15 protein-coding genes are annotated in these 17089 nt (G+C 47.9%); 8 read left to right on the forward strand and 7 right to left on the reverse strand.

Translation table 11 applies throughout. The features are described from left to right. The first annotated feature begins 143 nt into the window (after positions 1-143). From IQ256_RS15145 to IQ256_RS15165, 5 genes are all read left to right on the forward strand, one after another. On the forward strand, positions 144-485 hold the full coding sequence (locus IQ256_RS15145) for a four-helix bundle copper-binding protein (protein WP_193856386.1): 342 nt from the start codon (positions 144-146) through the stop codon (positions 483-485). A 164-nt stretch (positions 486-649) separates the two neighbouring features. Continuing rightward, positions 650-1732: a potassium channel family protein gene (locus tag IQ256_RS15150; RefSeq protein ID WP_370623455.1), complete on the forward strand. Its 1083-nt coding sequence runs from the start codon at positions 650-652 to the stop codon at positions 1730-1732. Positions 1733-1933: 201 nt separating this feature from the next. Continuing rightward, on the forward strand, positions 1934-2755 hold the full coding sequence (locus IQ256_RS15155) for a MauE/DoxX family redox-associated membrane protein (protein ID WP_193856387.1): 822 nt from the start codon (positions 1934-1936) through the stop codon (positions 2753-2755). Positions 2756-2999: 244 nt separating this feature from the next. After that, positions 3000-3170, forward strand: coding sequence for a hypothetical protein (locus IQ256_RS15160; protein WP_193856388.1), 171 nt, complete (start codon positions 3000-3002; stop codon positions 3168-3170). A 161-nt stretch (positions 3171-3331) separates the two neighbouring features. Continuing rightward, positions 3332-3502, forward strand: a complete 171-nt coding sequence (locus tag IQ256_RS15165) for a hypothetical protein (RefSeq protein ID WP_193856389.1) — start codon at positions 3332-3334, stop codon at positions 3500-3502. Positions 3503-3704: 202 nt separating this feature from the next. On the opposite strand, the gene IQ256_RS15170 is transcribed toward IQ256_RS15165, so the two are convergent. The 4 genes from IQ256_RS15170 to IQ256_RS15185 all read right to left on the reverse strand — a co-directional run bounded on the left by IQ256_RS15170 (position 3705) and on the right by IQ256_RS15185 (position 11035). Next, the gene (locus tag IQ256_RS15170) at positions 3705-5264 is read right to left on the reverse strand and encodes a TolC family protein (protein ID WP_193856390.1); all 1560 of its coding nucleotides are present in this window, start codon (positions 5262-5264) and stop codon (positions 3705-3707) included. Between the two features lie 138 nt (positions 5265-5402). After that, a complete protein-coding gene (locus IQ256_RS15175; protein ID WP_193856391.1) occupies positions 5403-8585 on the reverse strand; it encodes an efflux RND transporter permease subunit in 3183 nt (1060 codons plus the stop codon). Positions 8586-8677: 92 nt separating this feature from the next. After that, entirely contained in the window at positions 8678-9175 is a 498-nt protein-coding gene (locus IQ256_RS15180; protein ID WP_193856392.1) for a FixH family protein, read from the reverse strand. A 69-nt stretch (positions 9176-9244) separates the two neighbouring features. After that, complete coding sequence (locus IQ256_RS15185; RefSeq protein WP_193856393.1) at positions 9245-11035, reverse strand: efflux RND transporter periplasmic adaptor subunit; 1791 nt, start codon at positions 11033-11035, stop codon at positions 9245-9247. Positions 11036-11349: 314 nt separating this feature from the next. Here IQ256_RS15185 and IQ256_RS15190 point away from each other — a divergent pair, with 314 nt between their 5' ends. From IQ256_RS15190 to IQ256_RS15200, 3 genes are all read left to right on the forward strand, one after another. Then, positions 11350-11589, forward strand: coding sequence for a hypothetical protein (locus tag IQ256_RS15190; RefSeq protein WP_193856394.1), 240 nt, complete (start codon positions 11350-11352; stop codon positions 11587-11589). Continuing rightward, positions 11579-12010, forward strand: coding sequence for an HNH endonuclease (locus IQ256_RS15195; protein WP_193856395.1), 432 nt, complete (start codon positions 11579-11581; stop codon positions 12008-12010). The genes IQ256_RS15190 and IQ256_RS15195 overlap by 11 nt, the downstream gene beginning before the upstream one ends. A gap of 201 nt (positions 12011-12211) precedes the next feature. Further along, positions 12212-13705: an AAA family ATPase gene (locus tag IQ256_RS15200; protein WP_193856396.1), complete on the forward strand. Its 1494-nt coding sequence runs from the start codon at positions 12212-12214 to the stop codon at positions 13703-13705. Between the two features lie 51 nt (positions 13706-13756). Here IQ256_RS15200 and rppB read toward each other — a convergent pair whose 3' ends face one another. The 3 genes from rppB to IQ256_RS15215 all read right to left on the reverse strand — a co-directional run. After that, on the reverse strand, positions 13757-15133 hold the full coding sequence (gene rppB / locus IQ256_RS15205; RefSeq protein WP_193856397.1) for a two-component system sensor histidine kinase RppB: 1377 nt from the start codon (positions 15131-15133) through the stop codon (positions 13757-13759). Between the two features lie 7 nt (positions 15134-15140). After that, on the reverse strand, positions 15141-15830 hold the full coding sequence (gene rppA / locus IQ256_RS15210) for a two-component system response regulator RppA (RefSeq protein ID WP_193856398.1): 690 nt from the start codon (positions 15828-15830) through the stop codon (positions 15141-15143). A gap of 84 nt (positions 15831-15914) precedes the next feature. Continuing rightward, the coding region (locus IQ256_RS15215; protein ID WP_193856399.1) for an APC family permease at positions 15915-17089 on the reverse strand (1175 nt) is incomplete at its 5' end.

Genomic DNA, 17089 nt, shown 5'->3' on the forward strand with positions numbered 1-17089 from the left:
AGTCTGTCTTTAGCACTCAATTATGAAATCAGGATGAAATGAGCTTATCTCGAAAGGGAGAAGTTGTTGTTCTCTCGAAAGGGTGGTGTACGCACAGGTAAGCTTTGTTACTTCTTGTATGTACCCCTTTCAAGGACAACATTATGCTTCTTCAACACGAGGAATACCAATCTAGCTTCGATAAAGCAATCGCCTGTATGGTGGAGTGCGAACACTGCGCCGAAGCCTGCATGGGCAATCCTGATATGACAAAGTGTGCTCGAATGTGTTTAGACACGGCTGAGGGCTGTCGTAGTTTGGCAACGCTGATGGTGCGTGGTTCTTACTTTATTGCACCTCATGCGAAAGCTTGCGCTGAAGTATGCGAGACCTGTGCTAATGAATGTGAAAAGCACAGTTCTAGCCACTGTAAAAAGTGCGCTGAGGCTTGTCGCACGGCTGCTGAAGCTTATCGTCAGATTGCGAAAGTCGCAGTTTCAGCTTAGTGCTCTTATGCTAAATTCCAATAACCATTGGGACGTTGAGATACATCTCGTACAACAGATTTAAGTCAGAGCGATTAATCTGTTGTACGGACTTCTGGTCAAAAGTTCTATCAGCAAAGTAAATCGAAAGGATAAGTGGTTTATTGCTAGCGGAACTAATTTCTGTGCTGTTTAAAATTTTCTGGCAAATTTTAGGAATCGGTATCATTCTCATCGCCCTCGTAGATGTATATCTGACGGTGCTTTATCCCCGCACGGGTAAGAGCGTTGTCAGCTTGCAGTTAAGCAAGGGCATATGGCAATTATTTCGATGGCTGTCTCATTTGCCAGGGTTCCGCAAGCAGGATGTGTTGTCTTACTGCGGGCCGACTTTATTGGTAGCGATCGCATCCTTCTGGGTCTGCACAACTGCCATTGGGTTTGCACTCTTCCTTTGGCCTGCATTAGGCACGGGTATTCAGGCCAGCAGCGGCAAAACATCAACCGATTTTGCAACTGCTTTCTACTACAGCGGCTACACCCTGACGACGCTGGGGGTAGGCGATCTTGTACCCAAAACTGGATTCTGGCGATTTGTAACCGTATTGGAAGCTGCTATTGGATTCTCTATCATCACAGCAGCGCTTACCTATCTGCTGTCGGTTTATAATGCGCTAACTCGCCGCAATAGCTTTGCGCTCAGCCTACATCATCGTTCAGGAGATGAAGCCAACGCAGCGGCCCTACTAATACGGCTGAAAGGGTACAGCAACTTTGAGCCTGCGATGTCAGAAATTTCAAGCATCACGCGCGATTTATTATTCCTACTAGAGTCTCACCACGCCTATCCTGTCCTCCACTACTTTCGGTTTCCAGAACCACACTACGCACTTGCTCGCATAGCGCTGATTAGCTTGGACTTAGCAGCTCTGATAAAAAGCGCTCTACATCCACACATACATCAGCCGTTTATAAATTCAGATGCTGTTACGGGACTAGAAAAGGGTGGATTAGATATGTTAGTCCAGCTTTCCAACTCTTTCTTGGACAAACAACAGATAGACTCGACTGAACAAAGACAGGAATGGCGACATTGGTACTTTGAAGCGGCTAAGGTGATCCAACAAAACGGCATTGAAACCGTTGACGATCTGGAAATAGGAGCGGACAACTACGTTTTAATCCGAAGCAACTGGCGTAATATTATCGCTGCAATGGCTAAATACATGGACTATAGCTGGCAAGAGATTGCACCTTACGAACAGTGACCAGCATTGTTTACCATGCAATTGTGAAATCAGGATGAAATGCCACTACTCTGAAAGATGGGGATCTTTGCTAGTCCATTTGATAGGTGTGTGATAAGTTGATCTCGTTGTAAATTTGGCGTATTACGCGAAGAAAAATATCGTCACGGCTACACCCTTTAAAAGGTGTAGCCGTACATACGGAAAAGAAAGGAATTATCTATGACGACAGCTAGCAGAGTGCAAGAAGCTAAAACAGCGCAAAAGGTTCGTTTATACCGGATGTCTATGCCAGAGCATGAATGTCCTTGGGGACTGAAAGCAATTAGTCTGCTGAAAGAGAAGGAGATTGAATTTGAAGATCACAGGCTTACGTCTAAATCTGAAGTAGAAGACTTTAAGGCAAAGCACAATGTAGCTGCGACACCACAGATTTTCTTCGACGATCGGCGTATTGGTGGATACAGCGACTTAGCAGAATACTTTGATGTTGAAGCTGAGGAGGCAGAGTACTCCTACACACCTGTTGTAGCTATATTTTCAACAGCAGGATTAGTCGCATGGGCCGCAGCTTTGGGCATTCCTGGATTTATGGGCGTCTCGCTTTCGATGCTGGCTTCCCTCAAGCTGATGGATATAGAGTCTTTTACTGAAAGCTTTGAAAAATACGATCTGATTACGCAGCAAGCAAAGCCGTATGCGAAAGCATTTCCCTTTTTAGAACTACTGCTAGGACTTGGATTTCTTTCTGGCGTTGCACCTGTCGCAACAGGTATTGGTTCGCTGCTGCTGGGTACTAACGGCGCAATCTCTGTATTTAAGGCTGTCTACATAGACAAACTGGAACTGAACTGCGCCTGTGTAGGCGGTAACTCTAAGGCACCTTTAGGCGTTGTTAGCTTTTTGGAAAATGCCATTATGATTGGGATGGGCGCTTTTCTACTATTTTCTGCAACCGTTGGAGAAACAGCTCAGCTCAGAGAGAAAGAGATTGCTCTAGAACCTCAGAAGATAGAGTTGTTGATGCCTGCCGTTCATGAGTAGCAGTAATCACATAAAACTTCGATTGGCGAGCAAACCGCCTGTTTGTACATCTGTGTCAGTTAGCTACTGGCATATCGTGATGTTTGTCATTCCTGAAAAAACCATATTTTGCGACCACTTCGCTATACAACGATAAGTAAACTAAAAGAGAGAAAGTTCTCTGATTTCACACTGGTTTCACATTCACTTCGTATCGTAGAAGACAGTTGCACAAAAGCAACCTACGCTAATAAGGATTTCGATTATGAAACGTTTTTTGATGGCCAGCCTGTTTTTGATGATGTCTGCGGCAGCGATCGCACCTTCTGCCTCTGCACAAGGAAGAGACCACAGCTCCGCGATGGATCGCAACGGTGATGGTGTTGTCAGCGTACAGGAAGTGCGCCTTCACTATTTGGACTACAGCTCTAACTAAGCCTGTGATCGTTTGATCAACCGCTTGTTTACATCACAGAATTTGTTGAGACATTTGCCTAAATGAATCTCAATGAACAACTTACGAGGCGTTTTGGGTAGTCCAAAACGCCTGACGAATCATTTGCACACACCATTTTCGCGCACAATAAGGAATCTAAAATGAAACGCTTTCTTCTTGCTAACCTTTTTCTATTGATCGCTGCGGCATCTGTTGCACCTGCGGCAATGGCCCGAGGCTCTCACAATAAAGAGGTTATGGATATAGATAACAACGGAGTCATCACGCTACAGGAAAGACGCCTTCATTCGTTAGCAACTAGCAGTAACTAAAGCTAAGACTGAAAGGTGGTTTTCACACCTAATCGCACATTAGATTAAAATCTGTGCTCCTTGATATCACCGCTCTGGCAGTGTCTCTCAAAATTGCTCTACTGTATGCATTTTTAGACTCAACACTGCTAGAGCGGTTTTTTGGCGTAAAAGTCGCCACTGTCAGTGGCCACTAATCTCTACGCACTATAATCCAGAGCATTTACAGGACAATCTCAATGTTACTGATCGCCCTCTCAATCGCAGCCAGCGCTCGGTTATAGCCTAAAATCGCGGCAACGTTATTAACCTGGGCCTGAGTAAGTTCGCTTTGGGCCGTTAACACTTCTAGCTGGGTGCCTACCCCAGCCTGCAATCGCAAGTTTGCTAAGTTCAAGGCTTCGTCTGCTTGAGCAACTGCGACTTGAGAAGTTGCGATGTTCTCCTGGTTAGACTCCAAATTGAAGTATGCTTGCTCTACGTCAAATCTAACCTGGTCAAGGGTTTCACTAAACTGTTCTTCAGAAATTTCGCCAGACAGTTCTTGTTGTCTGGCGCTTGCTCGCGCTGCACCTCCATCAAATAGCGTCATATTGAAACGAGCACCGAAGGAATAGTTGTCTTGAAAACTGTCACTGCTATCTAGCTGCCCTTGAAGACTGTAGTTAGCAAACAGGCTTACCCGAGGACGAACAGCGGCTAATGCAATCTGTCGCTGCTGCTCGCTAATATCCGCCTGCAATAATTGTTGTTCTAGCTCAGCGCGATTTTGAAAAGCCAGTATGATGCTTTCCTCTAATGTGAGAGGCCAGTTATCAGCAACGGCTACTGGGGTTGCTTCTAAGCTTGCAGTAGACGGCAGGTTTAGAAGACGAGCAATATCGCGACGGGCAATTCTTTGCTGACTCTGCGCCTGAATCAGTGATTGACGAGCATTCGCGAACTGCACCTCAGCCCGTAGCACGTCAAACCGGGTGCCCACCCCCACTTCTTGGCGAAGCTGAGAGTCTCGAAGGTTACGCTCTGCTTCATTCAAAAAAGATTGGTTAATGCGAATTTGCTCGCCCGCGTCTTGCAGGGCGTAATACAAATTAGTCGTAGTCAATCGAATCTGTTCCTGCTGCGTCTCCAAGGCCAACGCACTTATCTGCTGCTGCAACTGGGCCGCTTGAATAGAGGCAGCTCGCGAGCCACCAGTCAAAATATCGTAGGCAACATCGACAGAGCCACTCAGCGTAGTGTTGATTGTGCTTCCGCCAACACGCCCAAGACCTGAAATTGTGGAGCCATTACTCTCTTGAGAAGTGACGTTAGCACCTGTAGATACTGTGGGTAGCCGCGCAGCATTAGCCTCATCCAAAGCCGCCGCTGATTGCTCAAGCGTCAGCAGCGCAGCTTGTAGAGACTGGCTATTACGGTAAGCCAGCTCTATTGCCTGCTCCAGAGTAATAACCGGACTTCGATCTATCTCTACTTCCTCAGGAATAATTGGTACATTCAGAGGATTAGGGTCAGCAAAGAGAATATCTGGTAGTTCGTTTATCTCTATTTCATTAGTGGGTAGAGAAAATTGAGTGTTCTCTTCGTTTTGGTTAGTTATCTCATCAGAATCGGGGGGATCTTCTGCCGCTTCAGTAGGCGGGGATGCAGAAGGATCAGCCTCTTCCAACACAGGGAGGTTTTCTTGCTTAGTTTCAGCGGCGATCGCAATAGCTGGCAACAGGAAAAAAGATGAGCTGCCGATCGCTAGGAGCAACCAAACAGCGGACTTAAACATTCGCATAGGAAGATGGACTTTACTAAGGTTTTAATTCAGTGGCTATAAGGCAAACGAAAAAGTGCTGGCACACAACCACTAAGCTGTTTGCAGAAAAAGGTACGGGCAATATTCGGCTGATGGCGATAAGCAACAGCCCCTTGACTAAGGAAGCTCTAGGCGCGATAGTTTGGCCTTCTTAGCTCGACGATTTGACGAGCGCTTAAATAGCTCCGCCGCGTCATCGACAAACGAATACACGACAGGGACTACCACCAGCGTTAGCAACGTCGATATGACGAGTCCACCTAAGATGACAGTGGCGATGGGTGAATAAGCATCCATGCCAGTTTCTGGGAAGAAGGCCAGCCGCACAATCACAATGAGGGTGGTGAAAGTCGTCATGACGATGGCCTTCAATCGGACAGGGCCAGCTTCTCGGATAGCGATCGCCCTCGGCACCCCTTCCTTCCGCTTCGCCAAAATTAATTCCAACAACAGAATTGCCGCCGACAGCGAAACGCCGGAGAGGATCACAATTCCTAAAATAGAGACAGTAGACAGCGTATGGTTGAACAACAGCAACGCGCCGAACACACCCACGAGCTGCAAGGGCACAGAGAGCATCATCACCAGCGGCTGTACGAATGAGCCGAACTGAATGACTAAAATGATGTAGAGCAGTACGAGAGAAACCAATAATCCCTTAAGTAGCCGCGAAAACTCAATCATCATATCGGTCATGTCTCCCATGGAGTCGATGCCGTAGCCGGGTGGGAAGTTGAGGTCTTGGCCTGCTTGCATTGCGATCGCCATTGACAAATCCATTGAAGCAGGCCCATTTTTCCGGTAATACCCGTTCACATACACCACCCGATTACCATTCACATGCTCAATCAGTGTCGGCCCCTGTTCCGGCTCCAGCGTCGCCACCGTACTCAATGGCACCTGCTGTCCATCTTTAGTGGTGATATAGGTACTCGAAAGATCCTGCATCGTCCCGCGATCTTCCTCGTCATAGCGAACGAGGATAGAGTTCTGTCGTACATTGGGGCGATTGTAGTAGCGGCGAGTCATGCCGCCATTCAGCGCGTAGTATGCCTGCTGAGATATCATCTGCACATTCAGCCCCAGCTCCTGAGCACGGCGGCGGTCAATGTTGAGCCGATACTCAGGTTGAGTCATTGCCGAGCTGGTAAATGGCATGTAGATATCGGGATTCGCCTCGGCGATGTCTAATACGCCTCGTGCTAGTCGATGAAGCACATCCAAATCTTCGCCATACACAGCTAGCTGAATTGGGGCGGCGGAGGTAGCCATCACGTCTACGCCCATTTCTTTGATACCAACTCGACGAATGCCAGGAATCGTTTGTTTTGCCTCAGCTTCGATGCCGTCCATAATTTGCCAGATGTCGCGCGATCGCTCTGTCAAAGGCGTAATGGTCACCGTCATGGAGGCTGTATTTACCCCGCCCATGCTGTAGCCCGTAAAGTAGGTGCTGTTGCGCGTTAGCTCGAAGCCTACCTGCGCCGATACTTTCTCTACTTCGGGGTGCTGTAAAATAATCTGCTCAAACTGAGCTGCGGCTACGTCGGTGGCCTCAAACGAAGTGCCTGCTTCCATTTCTAGGGTGGCCATGAACTGGCCTGAATCGCCCAAAGGCATCATCTCCTGCGGAATAAAGGTGAAGAGAGAGATTGCCAGAACAACAGAAGCACCGGCAACAGCCAGCGTAATCTCTCTGTTTCTCATACAAACATCCAGCAGCCAAGCATAGCCCTGCTCCAGCTTGCGAAAGCCATAGCGTACAGGTGTCGTTAGCACTTGCAAGCGGGTACGACGTTGGGGCTTCTCAGAATGCGGCTTGAGGGTGAATGCAGCCACCAACGGAATCAGCGTAATTGACACGAGCAGCGAAGCGATAAAGGCAAACACCATCGGCCACACAATGCCAACAAACATTAAACCTGTCAGCCCGCCCGAGAGAATAGTCGGCAGCAACGCCGCAATCATCACGCAGCTCGCCGCTGCGCTCGCCAGAAACACTTCTCCTGTTCCCTTAATGGCTGCTTTCACCGGCATCAAACCCGCCTTCAGCTTCTGATCAATCGAGTCGAGTACGATAATCGAGTCATCTACCAGCTTTCCAATTGCCATCATCATGCCGATGAGCGTAGAGGAATTCAGAGACATGCCAATAGGGATAAACGGCAATGTCGAGAGCGCTAAACTGGTTGGAATAGAGATCATGATGATCGCCGTGGCGCGAAAGTCTTCTAAAAAGACCAGAATCACCAGTCCCGCAAGAACAACACTCACAAGCAGCTCTTGAAAGGTGCTGTTGATAATGAGGTTGACCAAATACGAGTTGTCGTAAGCTTCTTGAAACTCAATGCCAGGATACTCGCTAGCGATATCTTCTAATTCTGCCCTAACCCTTTCAATCACTTGTGGTGAGCTAGAATCTGGCCGCTGAATGACATTTACGGCCAGCGCCGAGTCACCGTTGTAGCGATAGCCGCTGCGACGTTCTTCATAGGTGTCTTTTACCGTCGCCACATCGCGCACATACACCACTCGTCCATTCTGTTCTAGAACGGGGTAGTTCATCACCTCAGCCGCGCTGAGCGTCCGCTCGTCCGTGCGAACCAATATCTCACTATCGCCCTGGGTCAGCGTACCGGCGCTCTGACTGATGTTGTTAGCGTCAATGGCATCTCGCACCTGCACGATAGAAAGGCCATAGGCGGCAAGCTGCTGGCGATTCACCACAATTTGAAGCTGGCGGCGATAGCCCCCAAAGATAGACACTGCTTGCACAGCTTCTACCTGAGTCAGGCGATCTACTAAAGTATTATCGGCAAATTCTCTGAGCTGAAGTGGATCCCAGTTCTCTCCTTTAAGCGCTAAAGTCAGCACGGGCCTATTCAACGGGTCAATCGGCAACACCCAATAAGATCGAAAATTCACACCATCGAAGAGTAAGTCGCTTTCAGCCGCTGTCATGATGCCTTGTACAGACTGCACGGCTTTATCCACATTGCCACCCCAGGCGAACTGAATGGTGACAATGGAGTTGTCCTTTTGGGAACTGGAGCGGATGAAGCGCACCCCATCAAGAACGCTCAGCCGCTGCTCAATCGGTTTGCTGACGTAAGTTTCTATTTCTTCGGGTGATGCACCCGGAACCATAGTGACAACTGACACCAGCGGGCTTTGCACATAGGGCATCATCCGTACAGGCAATAGAAATAGCGTCAGCAGTGACAGCATAATCACCGCGATGTACAGGGCAGTGACCACAACCGGATTTTTGATTGACCAGCGGGTGAGAAACTCTTTCATGGTGAAGTTAGAAATTTATCGATTGGAAGAGAAAAATAACGATAAGTTCTAAAGCCCTCTTTAACATTAAAAGAAGGCTTCAGAGAAAGCGCTTACTCAGCCTCAATCATGAGATGGCCTGTACCCGTCTTCTCGCCTTCGTCTAAAACAGAGTGAACCACCCAGGGGCCTGCCATTCCAAGATAAGTTTTCACATTGTATGTACCGGGTTCTGAGCCAGCCATCACTTCAGACTCAGCAGTCATTTTTTCCATCCCATCCATCGGCATCATGTAAACATCGACACTCAGGTTATCGGTTGCAACAGGTTCGCCCGTAACTGCATCTTTAATAGCAACAACCAATTCTGCATCTCCAGATGGCAGTGTTTCAGGGGTGACTAGCGCAAACTCATAGTCGCCTTCGCTGCTAGACTCCATGCTTTCCATACCCTCCATCCCTTTCATGTCGTCCATGCCTTCCATATCGTCGGACGCAGCCTCAAACGTCTGATCGGTATCAGGCGCAGCGGCAGTATCAGAGGCTGAGTTGGAGGCACAACCGGTTGCAATGAAGCTAATGGCAAGCAGGCTAAAAAAGAGTTTCTTCATAGGTCTGATTCAGAAAAAGTAAATGTGTGTTTGCAAAAAAGTGTGAGGGGCAGCCGTCTGTGATTCGGCTTATTTAGCAGGCAGACTAAGCCGGGCTTTGCCTGCCTGTTCGACATCTGTGACGGTGGCTTCTAACGTCCAGTCGCCTTTCATGCCCAGGAAAGTGTTGATTTTGAATTCTCCTGGTTTGTCAGAAGGCTCAACATCAACTTTGGCACTCATGGGAGCCATGTTTTTCATGGGCATGGTGAGGTTAACGGCGAGATCTTCAGGAGCGATCGCAATCGGGTCACCGCTCTCACCATCCTTGAGCAAAATCGTAAAGTCAGCCTTAGCACCAGATTTCACCGACTCGGTGCCTACTAACGCCACATCAAGATTGCTCTGTGCTGTGCTCACAAAACTCTCCATTGGATTGCCCAGCTCATCGACAATGGCAACTTTGCCATCAGGTCGCAAACGGCGGTAGCCAGAAGTAATCACCCGCTCGCCCGCTTCCAGACCATCTTTAATTTCTATGCGGTCACTGCTGGCAAGTCCCGTCGTCACGCTTTTTCGCTGTGCCGTTTCGCCATTGACCACCCAAACCGCTGATTCACCGTTGAACTGTGTTACCGCAGCAGTCGGAACAGACAGTGCATTCGCTCGCTGCTCGGTGATAATCTCCATATCAACAAACTGACCTGAGAGCAGTTGCCCGTTAGGATTGTCTACGACGGCTTCAATGGTGACCGTGCGCGTGGTCATATCTGTTTGTGGAAAAATGCTGGTGACCTGGCCGCGAACAACACCCGCAGACTCTGTGCCTGGGATTTTAGCCACAATCGGCGTGCCTGTGCGAATACGGCTAGCATCCTGCTGAGCAACATTCGCCCGCAGCCTCACCTGTTGATAGTCACCAATTTTGAAAATCCCCGTTCCTGGCTGCACAACAACGCCTGGGTCGGCCATTCTCTCTTGTACGATGCCGCCGATAGGAGACGTAATTTGTGTATAGCTTTCAAAGGCTGACGCCCCTTCTAATTGGGCCTCAGCACGGCTGGCTAGGGCTTGGTCACTGGTAACTTGTGCCTGTAAGCGGTCGAGCTTGGCGTAGGCTCCTTGCAACATCGATTCCTTGGCATCTACCTGAGAAATCAACAGATCGTATTGATCTTGCGGGGTGGCTCCAGCAGCGGTCAGGCTGGCAAAGCGATCGCGCTGAAGTCGCAAATATTCCAAGTCAGCCTGCACCTGATCGATCTGCTGCCTTTGTTCTTCTACTTCTGCTCGGGTCGCCTGTACATCTGATCGAAGGGCTAGTGCCGTCGCTTCTGCTTCTCCAGTTTGGCTAACTCGCTCAAGTGCATCTAAGGTCGCGAGGGTTTGTCCGGCGGAGACGCGATCGCCCGGATAGATCTCGTAGTTAGAAAGCTGTCCTGCCACCCGAGGATAGACAGTCACCTCCGTGTAGGGATAAATCGCTCCGGTGTAGTTCACACTGACATCTAACTTACCAGCTTGTACCGCTTCCACGGTGACAGGCGTAGCGTTAAAAGCGCCATCGACTCCCATCATGTCGCTATGATCCATACCCTCCATATCCATGCCGCCCATGTCATGACCTTCCATATCCATGCTCATCATCTTGAACATGCCAGTGGTCGCCAAAATAGCCAGGGAGAGACCTGCAAATATGCCTAACCCCAGTAATGTTTTGCCAGATTTTTTCCACCAGGATTTAGCAGGTGGCTCTGAGTATTCAGTGACAGGTGCGATCTCAAATGGTTCTTCCGATACGGGAAGCGATCCATTCAACGATGCGACCTCCGGCGGGACAGGTTCCGCTGGCGTTTCAGTAGATTCAGGAGAATGGTTCATTGATATAGCAGTACGACGTTAGCCAGATAGCGATTGGTCAGTAACCCACCAAAGCTGATCTAAACAATAAAGACTGATTGTGAAATGAGAATGAAATTGGGCTGAACCTGGCTAAGATCCGTGAGAGTACTTATATCTAGCCACTATTTATTACGCGCTCAAAAGGCGTCGTTCGCACAATGCAGCTACTGCGATTATCTTTAGGTGTCGAGACGGGAGCTAAAGGCCAGACGTACCTATAAACAGGCTATAATTTGAACCCAAGCGAAAGCAGGAACTTCTAGTTCTTTCAAGTTGATATTTTAGTGTTGCCAATGGTTACAACGATTAGCAAGCCGTCATCACTGATTCACGAAATCCGGCTCGAAGCAGTCGGGCAGTGGCAGCTATTTAAATTTAGCGAGTCACTTCAGTTTCGTATGGAAGACCTGCTCGATAAGAAAAAGGCAGATCGCCTCACACCTGATGAGGTTAGCGAATTAGAAGCTGTTTCGGAATTAGATCGCATTTTCACTCACATGAATGCGATGCTTGCGGCTCAAGATGCCGGTTAATCAAAGACTTAAGCAAATTGTCCGAGAGAGAGCTGCTTACTTGTGCGAATACTGCCGTTCTTCGGAACGTTTGAGTGCAAGTCGCTTCACAGTGGATCATGTTGTCCCAAGATCTTTAGGTGGCTCTGACGACGTTGATAACCTTGCCCTTGCTTGTCGTCGCTGTAATGAAAGAAGATACAACTTTGTTGCCGGGATTGATCCAACCACTCAGAAGATTGTCCCTATTTTTAATCCGCGATCACAGAAGTGGGACGAACACTTTGTATGGGCAAAGCGAGGTGTTGTCATTACAGGCATCACCCCCATAGGCCGCGCTACTTGTATTCGTCTTGATTTAAATGACACTCGATACTCTGAGGAAGATTCTATTCGAGAAACAAGGCGGTTTTGGATTAGGACAGGGCTACATCCTCCGTAATTCTCAGTGCTAAAGTACTGACGGTTAGACATCTATATGGACAAGGGACTGTATTTAGCGGTTGCCTACATCCATACCGTATCCTTTGTCTACCAAGAATACGAAGACACAACTTTTGAAATGTCGCCAATTGCTTGCCCGATTCTCTGAGGGCAGCTCGAAACGGCATATAAAACCAACCTTTGAATGTAGCAGAAGTAAATGCAGGTTTCTAGTCAGAGACTACATCAATTAGAGATAAAGAAACTAAAAAATATCAAAGATTTTTCAATATCGTTTGAAAGCAAAAACATCACTGGGATTCTTGGGCCGAATGGTTACGGAAAGTCAACTATTCTGCACGCTCTCGCTTGCTGCTTTCAGCCATCGGATGAAGATCATGAGGACTACAAATTCAGCAATTTTTTCCTACCCCATCCTGATGCACTGTGGACAGGTAGTGAGTTAAAAGTCGTCCATACGTATAAGCAAGAGCGTAATCTCCACGACAGAGTAGAAAAAATTTACGGAAAAAGTAGCGATAGATGGAAACCAAGATACGTAAATCGTCCTGTAAGAAATGTGTATTACTTTGGTGTTGATAGCTGTGTTCCGCTTATCGAAGCAGAAAAGCGGAAAGGGCGAATTCACTACTCAACGAACCAAGTAAGCGAAGACATCGTAAATCTGATACTGCGCAAGGCATCGCAGTGTCTTAACAGACAATATACAGCTTACAATATCCACGACTCCGGTAAGGGGAAGAAATTCATTGGTGTTGAAGCAAACGGAGTTAGATATTCTGCACTAAGTATGAGTGCCGGAGAGCAGAAGATATTTTTACTATTAGAAAAAATATTTAGAGCTGAGAAATATAGTCTTATTTTAATAGACGAACTCGATCTTTTATTACATGATTCAGCGATGAAAAACCTAATTGAAGTTGTTTCTGAAAGAGCAGAAAGTCACTGTCTTCAAGTAGTTTTTACAACACACAGAGAATCTATTCTCGAAATGTCTAATCTAATTAATATAAGACATATTTTCGGTACGCCAGATAAGACTCTTTGCTTCAATGAGACAAAACCCGACGCAATCAATAGATTAACAGGAACTCAGCCTAGACTGATCGAAATTTTTGTCGAAGACGACCTCGCTGTGGCGATAGTTAAGAAAGCGGCAGCTCAGTTAGGTATTTCTAGACATGTCTCCATACAAAGATTTGGCGCGGCAGTTAATTGTTTCACTGTTTTAGCCGGATTAGTTCTTAGCGGGCAGAGTTGCGAAAATAGTATATTTGTGTTGGATGGTGACGTCTATAGAACTGAGGAAGATAAAATAAAGCAATTGAAAGCTGTCTTAACTGGCAGCGATAACAATGCGAAATCACTACGTGAATCTAGTTTGTCAAAAGTAAAATGTTTTAATCTTCCTGAAGGAACAAAGCCTGAAAAGTACATTCATAGCATAATTATTGACTTATGTCCGAGCAATAATGAGCATCTTGAAATAGTCAATGTGGCAAAACAGATTATAGCTGTCAACAACGACCACAAGTATGTAGACGACATTATATGCAGGCTGGATTGGGATAGAAGAACTGGCTTGTCGAAAATAATTGATCTTGTCAGCACTACTTCAGCATGGGATATATATGTTAGTGACATTAAAGGTTGGTTGCAGTCGAAGCTGGCTCTAGTTGAAGAGAGTTTGTAGTAGGCAAAATGGATTATCGCAAAATAATGTATGAGTAATTTACTATTAGAACTACGGCAGGGCTGGCAATGAAAAAGCAAATGTGCTGCCTTGCTTGAGCTGGCTGGCAACGGTTAAGCTGCCGCTATGAGATTTAGCTATGGACTGGGCGATCGCTAACCCCAATCCAGAATTACCCGCCTGTCCTGCCCTCGCCGCATCCACTCGATAAAAGCGGTCAAAAATCTTAGCCTGTTGCTCAAGCGAAATGCCTATCCCATTGTCACTGACTAAAACCAAAGCCTGCTGTTGTTTGCGCTTGAGCGTTAGCGTCACTTGCCCACCTGCTGGGGTGTAGGTGATGGCGTTATTTACTAGGTTCAACACAAGTCGATAAAGCTGTTCCTCATCGCCAAACACAACTACGGGCACTTGAGTTTGAAAATCAATCGCTAGCGCAATCTCTTCGGCAATGGCAAAAGCCGCCATCTCTTCAACAATGTCGCTAATCAGATCTTGTAAACAACAGGCACTTTTTACTAAGGGCCGCTGTTTGCTATCTAGCCGAGAGAGTAAAAGTAGATCGCTTACTAGCGTAGTAAGTCTTTGACTTTGACGATTCACAACGGTAAGCGTCTCTTGAGCCTCTTTATCAGAGATATGTGGCAACCGTAGCACGGACTCTGCCGTTGCTCGAATAGCCGCTAGGGGCGTTCTCAGCTCGTGGGCAGCGTCAGCGGTAAACTGTTGAATTTGATAATACGACTGGTAAATAGGACGCATCGCCAGTGCCGATAGCCACCAGCTGGCCGCTGTCACCAACGCTAGCGAGAGCAGCAGCCCCAGTAAAAGACTCCAACGTACTGAAGATAGGTACTGATCGAAGTCCTGAAAGGATCGACCCACCATCAAATAGGCCCAGACTTCTTGACTCTCGTTTTCTAGGGCCAGCGCTACCTGATGATAGTCCTGGCCTTTTTCATCTTGTAAGGCTTGCCAGGGTGGGAAAGGCGCTGTGACAGGTAACCCTTCTGGTCGAATACCACCCGTTGCTAGCAGTCTACTGGCAGGGTCTACAATCCGAATGTAGTAGTCGTATTGATAGGTTCGCTGCAAACGATGGGGTGGCCCATTCTGTGGCCCTAAGCAAGTTTCAGCCGATAGGCACAGGTCGGGAAGGAGCTGCGGCGGGACTCGACTGAGCTGCCCTGGACTAGATACGGTAGCTTCAATAGCATCATGAACGGCGTCGGCGACTGACTTTATTTCGCGGTCGATAGTGACTTCGTGGGCGTGGGCAATCGCTTGATAAACGCCCAGGCCCAACAGAGTCAGAATCGTCCCCATTACTCCGGCATACCAAATGGCTAGGCGCAAACGAGAGCGTCGAAATAGCTGATATTGCGCTCCACTAGCTGGCCCGACCGACAATTTTCCAGAAGACTTCATGGGAGAGTTACCCAAGACGGTTGAAACGATATCCCATGCCATAAACAGTTTCGATTAGGTAGCCGTATTCTCCTAGTTTACGCCGTAATAATCGCATCTGCGCAGCAACGACATTACTGTTGGGTTCAGCGCCCACTTCCCATAGCTGATTAAGTACCTGATCTCGGGTCACTATCTGACTAGGATGCTCCATTAAGTATCGCAGCAGCAAAAACTCTTTCTGAGTCAGCTCAATAAGTTCTTCCAAGGCTTCACCAGGATGAAGCACAACGATTCGACGGTCATAGTCTAACAACAGCGCTCCGATTTGAAGCCGAGCCGATTTGAATTCAGGCGATCGCCGCCTCAATGCTCGCAGCCTAGCCAGCAACTCAGCTAAACTAAACGGCTTTACCAGATAGTCATCCGCGCCCGCATCAAGCCCCGTAATGCGGTCTTCAATTTTGTCCTTCGCCGTCAGCATTAGCACCGGTAGCGCGATGGATCGTCGCCGCAGCCACTGGCATAGCTCAATGCCGGTTATTTCTGGCAGCATCCAGTCAAATACGCCCACTTCATAGATAGAAGCGTCCTGTTCTAGAAAACCGAGCGCTTCATTGCCCGACTGCGCCCAGTCCACAACATAGCCTTCCTGATTCAGCACGCGCTTAACCGCTTTGCCCAGATCAGGCTCATCTTCTGCTAAAAGTATACGCATGGAATTCTACTTATCCTTTGCCATTGTTGATTTCTCGGTCAGATTTGAAAAGTTTTGGGTATAACACTTTCAGCGGACACTGCTCTATGTCCTTTTCAGAAAGAACCGCTCGCCTAAGAAAGTGAATGCTAGGCCCAGCACTGCAATCGCCAAAATAGTCGGGTCAGAAGTCCCTTTCAGTATCAGGAACGCGCCTAGAACAACAATGTCTAGTGCAGCAGCGGTTAATAAGATTGCGCCATTCGCACTAACGTCTTCTCGAAGATTTTGAAAAACGCCCCAATGGATAGCAATATCCATAATTAGGTAGAAAATAGCGCCGAGAGATGCGATGCGGCTGAGATCGAAGAAGGCGGCTAGGGTTGCTGCTAAAACGACGGTGTAAACCAGCATGTGTGTCTGAACGCCTCCAGGTAGCCCAAAGTGCCGGTGAGGAATAATTTCCATTTCGGTTAGCATCGCTAGCATTCGCGAGACTGCAAAGATGCTGGCGATGATGCCAGAAGCTGTGGCGATGATGGCAATCGCAACCGTAAACCAAACGCCATACTGTCCCATTGCGGGTCGAGCCGCTTCTGCTAGGGCGAAGTCTTTCGCTTCAATAATCCGATCTAATGGCAGGTTAGCAGCTACAGCAAAGGCAACCAGCAAGTACACCACTGTACAAATCAACAGCGATGCAATGATAGCTCGCCCAACATTTTTGTTCGGATCTTTGACCTCGCCGCCGCTGTTGGTAATGGTGGTAAATCCTTTGTAGGCTAGGATTGCAATCGCAACACCCGCCAGAAATCCGCTTCCTGGCAAACCGTTACTGGCACCTGAGTTTAGACTAGGCTCGAAAGAGAACCCAGCTGCCCAAAGTGCGATCGCCGCAAAGACGACAATGCCACCAATTTTGAGAAATGCAGTTACCTGAGAAAGCGACCCAATTATTTTGTTTCCTGAAATGTTAACCAGGAAGGCAAATACAACTAATCCTACGGCCAGCACAGGCACCCAAAAGCTATTCTCACCTACATTGAAAAGCTGAAGCGTGTATGTGCCAAAAGTTCGCGCCACCAGGCTCTCGTTGATGATCATTGAGAAAGCCATCAGCAGGGCGCAAGCTCCTGTCATCGTAGTGCGCCCGTAAGCTTTCTTCAGGTACATCGCAATGCCGCCCGCTGATGGATAGGCATTAGACATTTTGACGTAAGAGTAAGCGCTGAATCCACTAATGATTGCGGCCACTAAAAAAGCTAAAGGGAACAGCGCTC

The sequence above is a fragment of the cf. Phormidesmis sp. LEGE 11477 genome, from assembly GCF_015207105.1.
Taxonomy (GTDB): Bacteria; Cyanobacteriota; Cyanobacteriia; order Phormidesmidales; family Phormidesmidaceae; genus Phormidesmis.

Bases quoted from the DNA above. Each gene is read 5' to 3' on its own strand.
- IQ256_RS15200 (WP_193856396.1), top strand. From the start codon at position 12,212: ATGCAGGTTTCTAGTCAGAGACTACATCAATTAGAGATAAAGAAACTA.
- IQ256_RS15185 (WP_193856393.1), bottom strand. From the start codon at position 11,035: ATGAACCATTCTCCTGAATCTACTGAAACGCCAGCGGAACCTGTCCCG.
- IQ256_RS15170 (WP_193856390.1), bottom strand. From the start codon at position 5,264: ATGCGAATGTTTAAGTCCGCTGTTTGGTTGCTCCTAGCGATCGGCAGC.
- IQ256_RS15175 (WP_193856391.1), bottom strand. From the start codon at position 8,585: ATGAAAGAGTTTCTCACCCGCTGGTCAATCAAAAATCCGGTTGTGGTC.
- IQ256_RS15190 (WP_193856394.1), top strand. From the start codon at position 11,350: ATGGTTACAACGATTAGCAAGCCGTCATCACTGATTCACGAAATCCGG.
- IQ256_RS15155 (WP_193856387.1), top strand. From the start codon at position 1,934: ATGACGACAGCTAGCAGAGTGCAAGAAGCTAAAACAGCGCAAAAGGTT.
- rppB (WP_193856397.1), bottom strand. From the start codon at position 15,133: ATGAAGTCTTCTGGAAAATTGTCGGTCGGGCCAGCTAGTGGAGCGCAA.
- IQ256_RS15195 (WP_193856395.1), top strand. From the start codon at position 11,579: ATGCCGGTTAATCAAAGACTTAAGCAAATTGTCCGAGAGAGAGCTGCT.
- rppA (WP_193856398.1), bottom strand. From the start codon at position 15,830: ATGCGTATACTTTTAGCAGAAGATGAGCCTGATCTGGGCAAAGCGGTT.
- IQ256_RS15165 (WP_193856389.1), top strand. From the start codon at position 3,332: ATGAAACGCTTTCTTCTTGCTAACCTTTTTCTATTGATCGCTGCGGCA.
- IQ256_RS15160 (WP_193856388.1), top strand. From the start codon at position 3,000: ATGAAACGTTTTTTGATGGCCAGCCTGTTTTTGATGATGTCTGCGGCA.
- IQ256_RS15145 (WP_193856386.1), top strand. From the start codon at position 144: ATGCTTCTTCAACACGAGGAATACCAATCTAGCTTCGATAAAGCAATC.
- IQ256_RS15180 (WP_193856392.1), bottom strand. From the start codon at position 9,175: ATGAAGAAACTCTTTTTTAGCCTGCTTGCCATTAGCTTCATTGCAACC.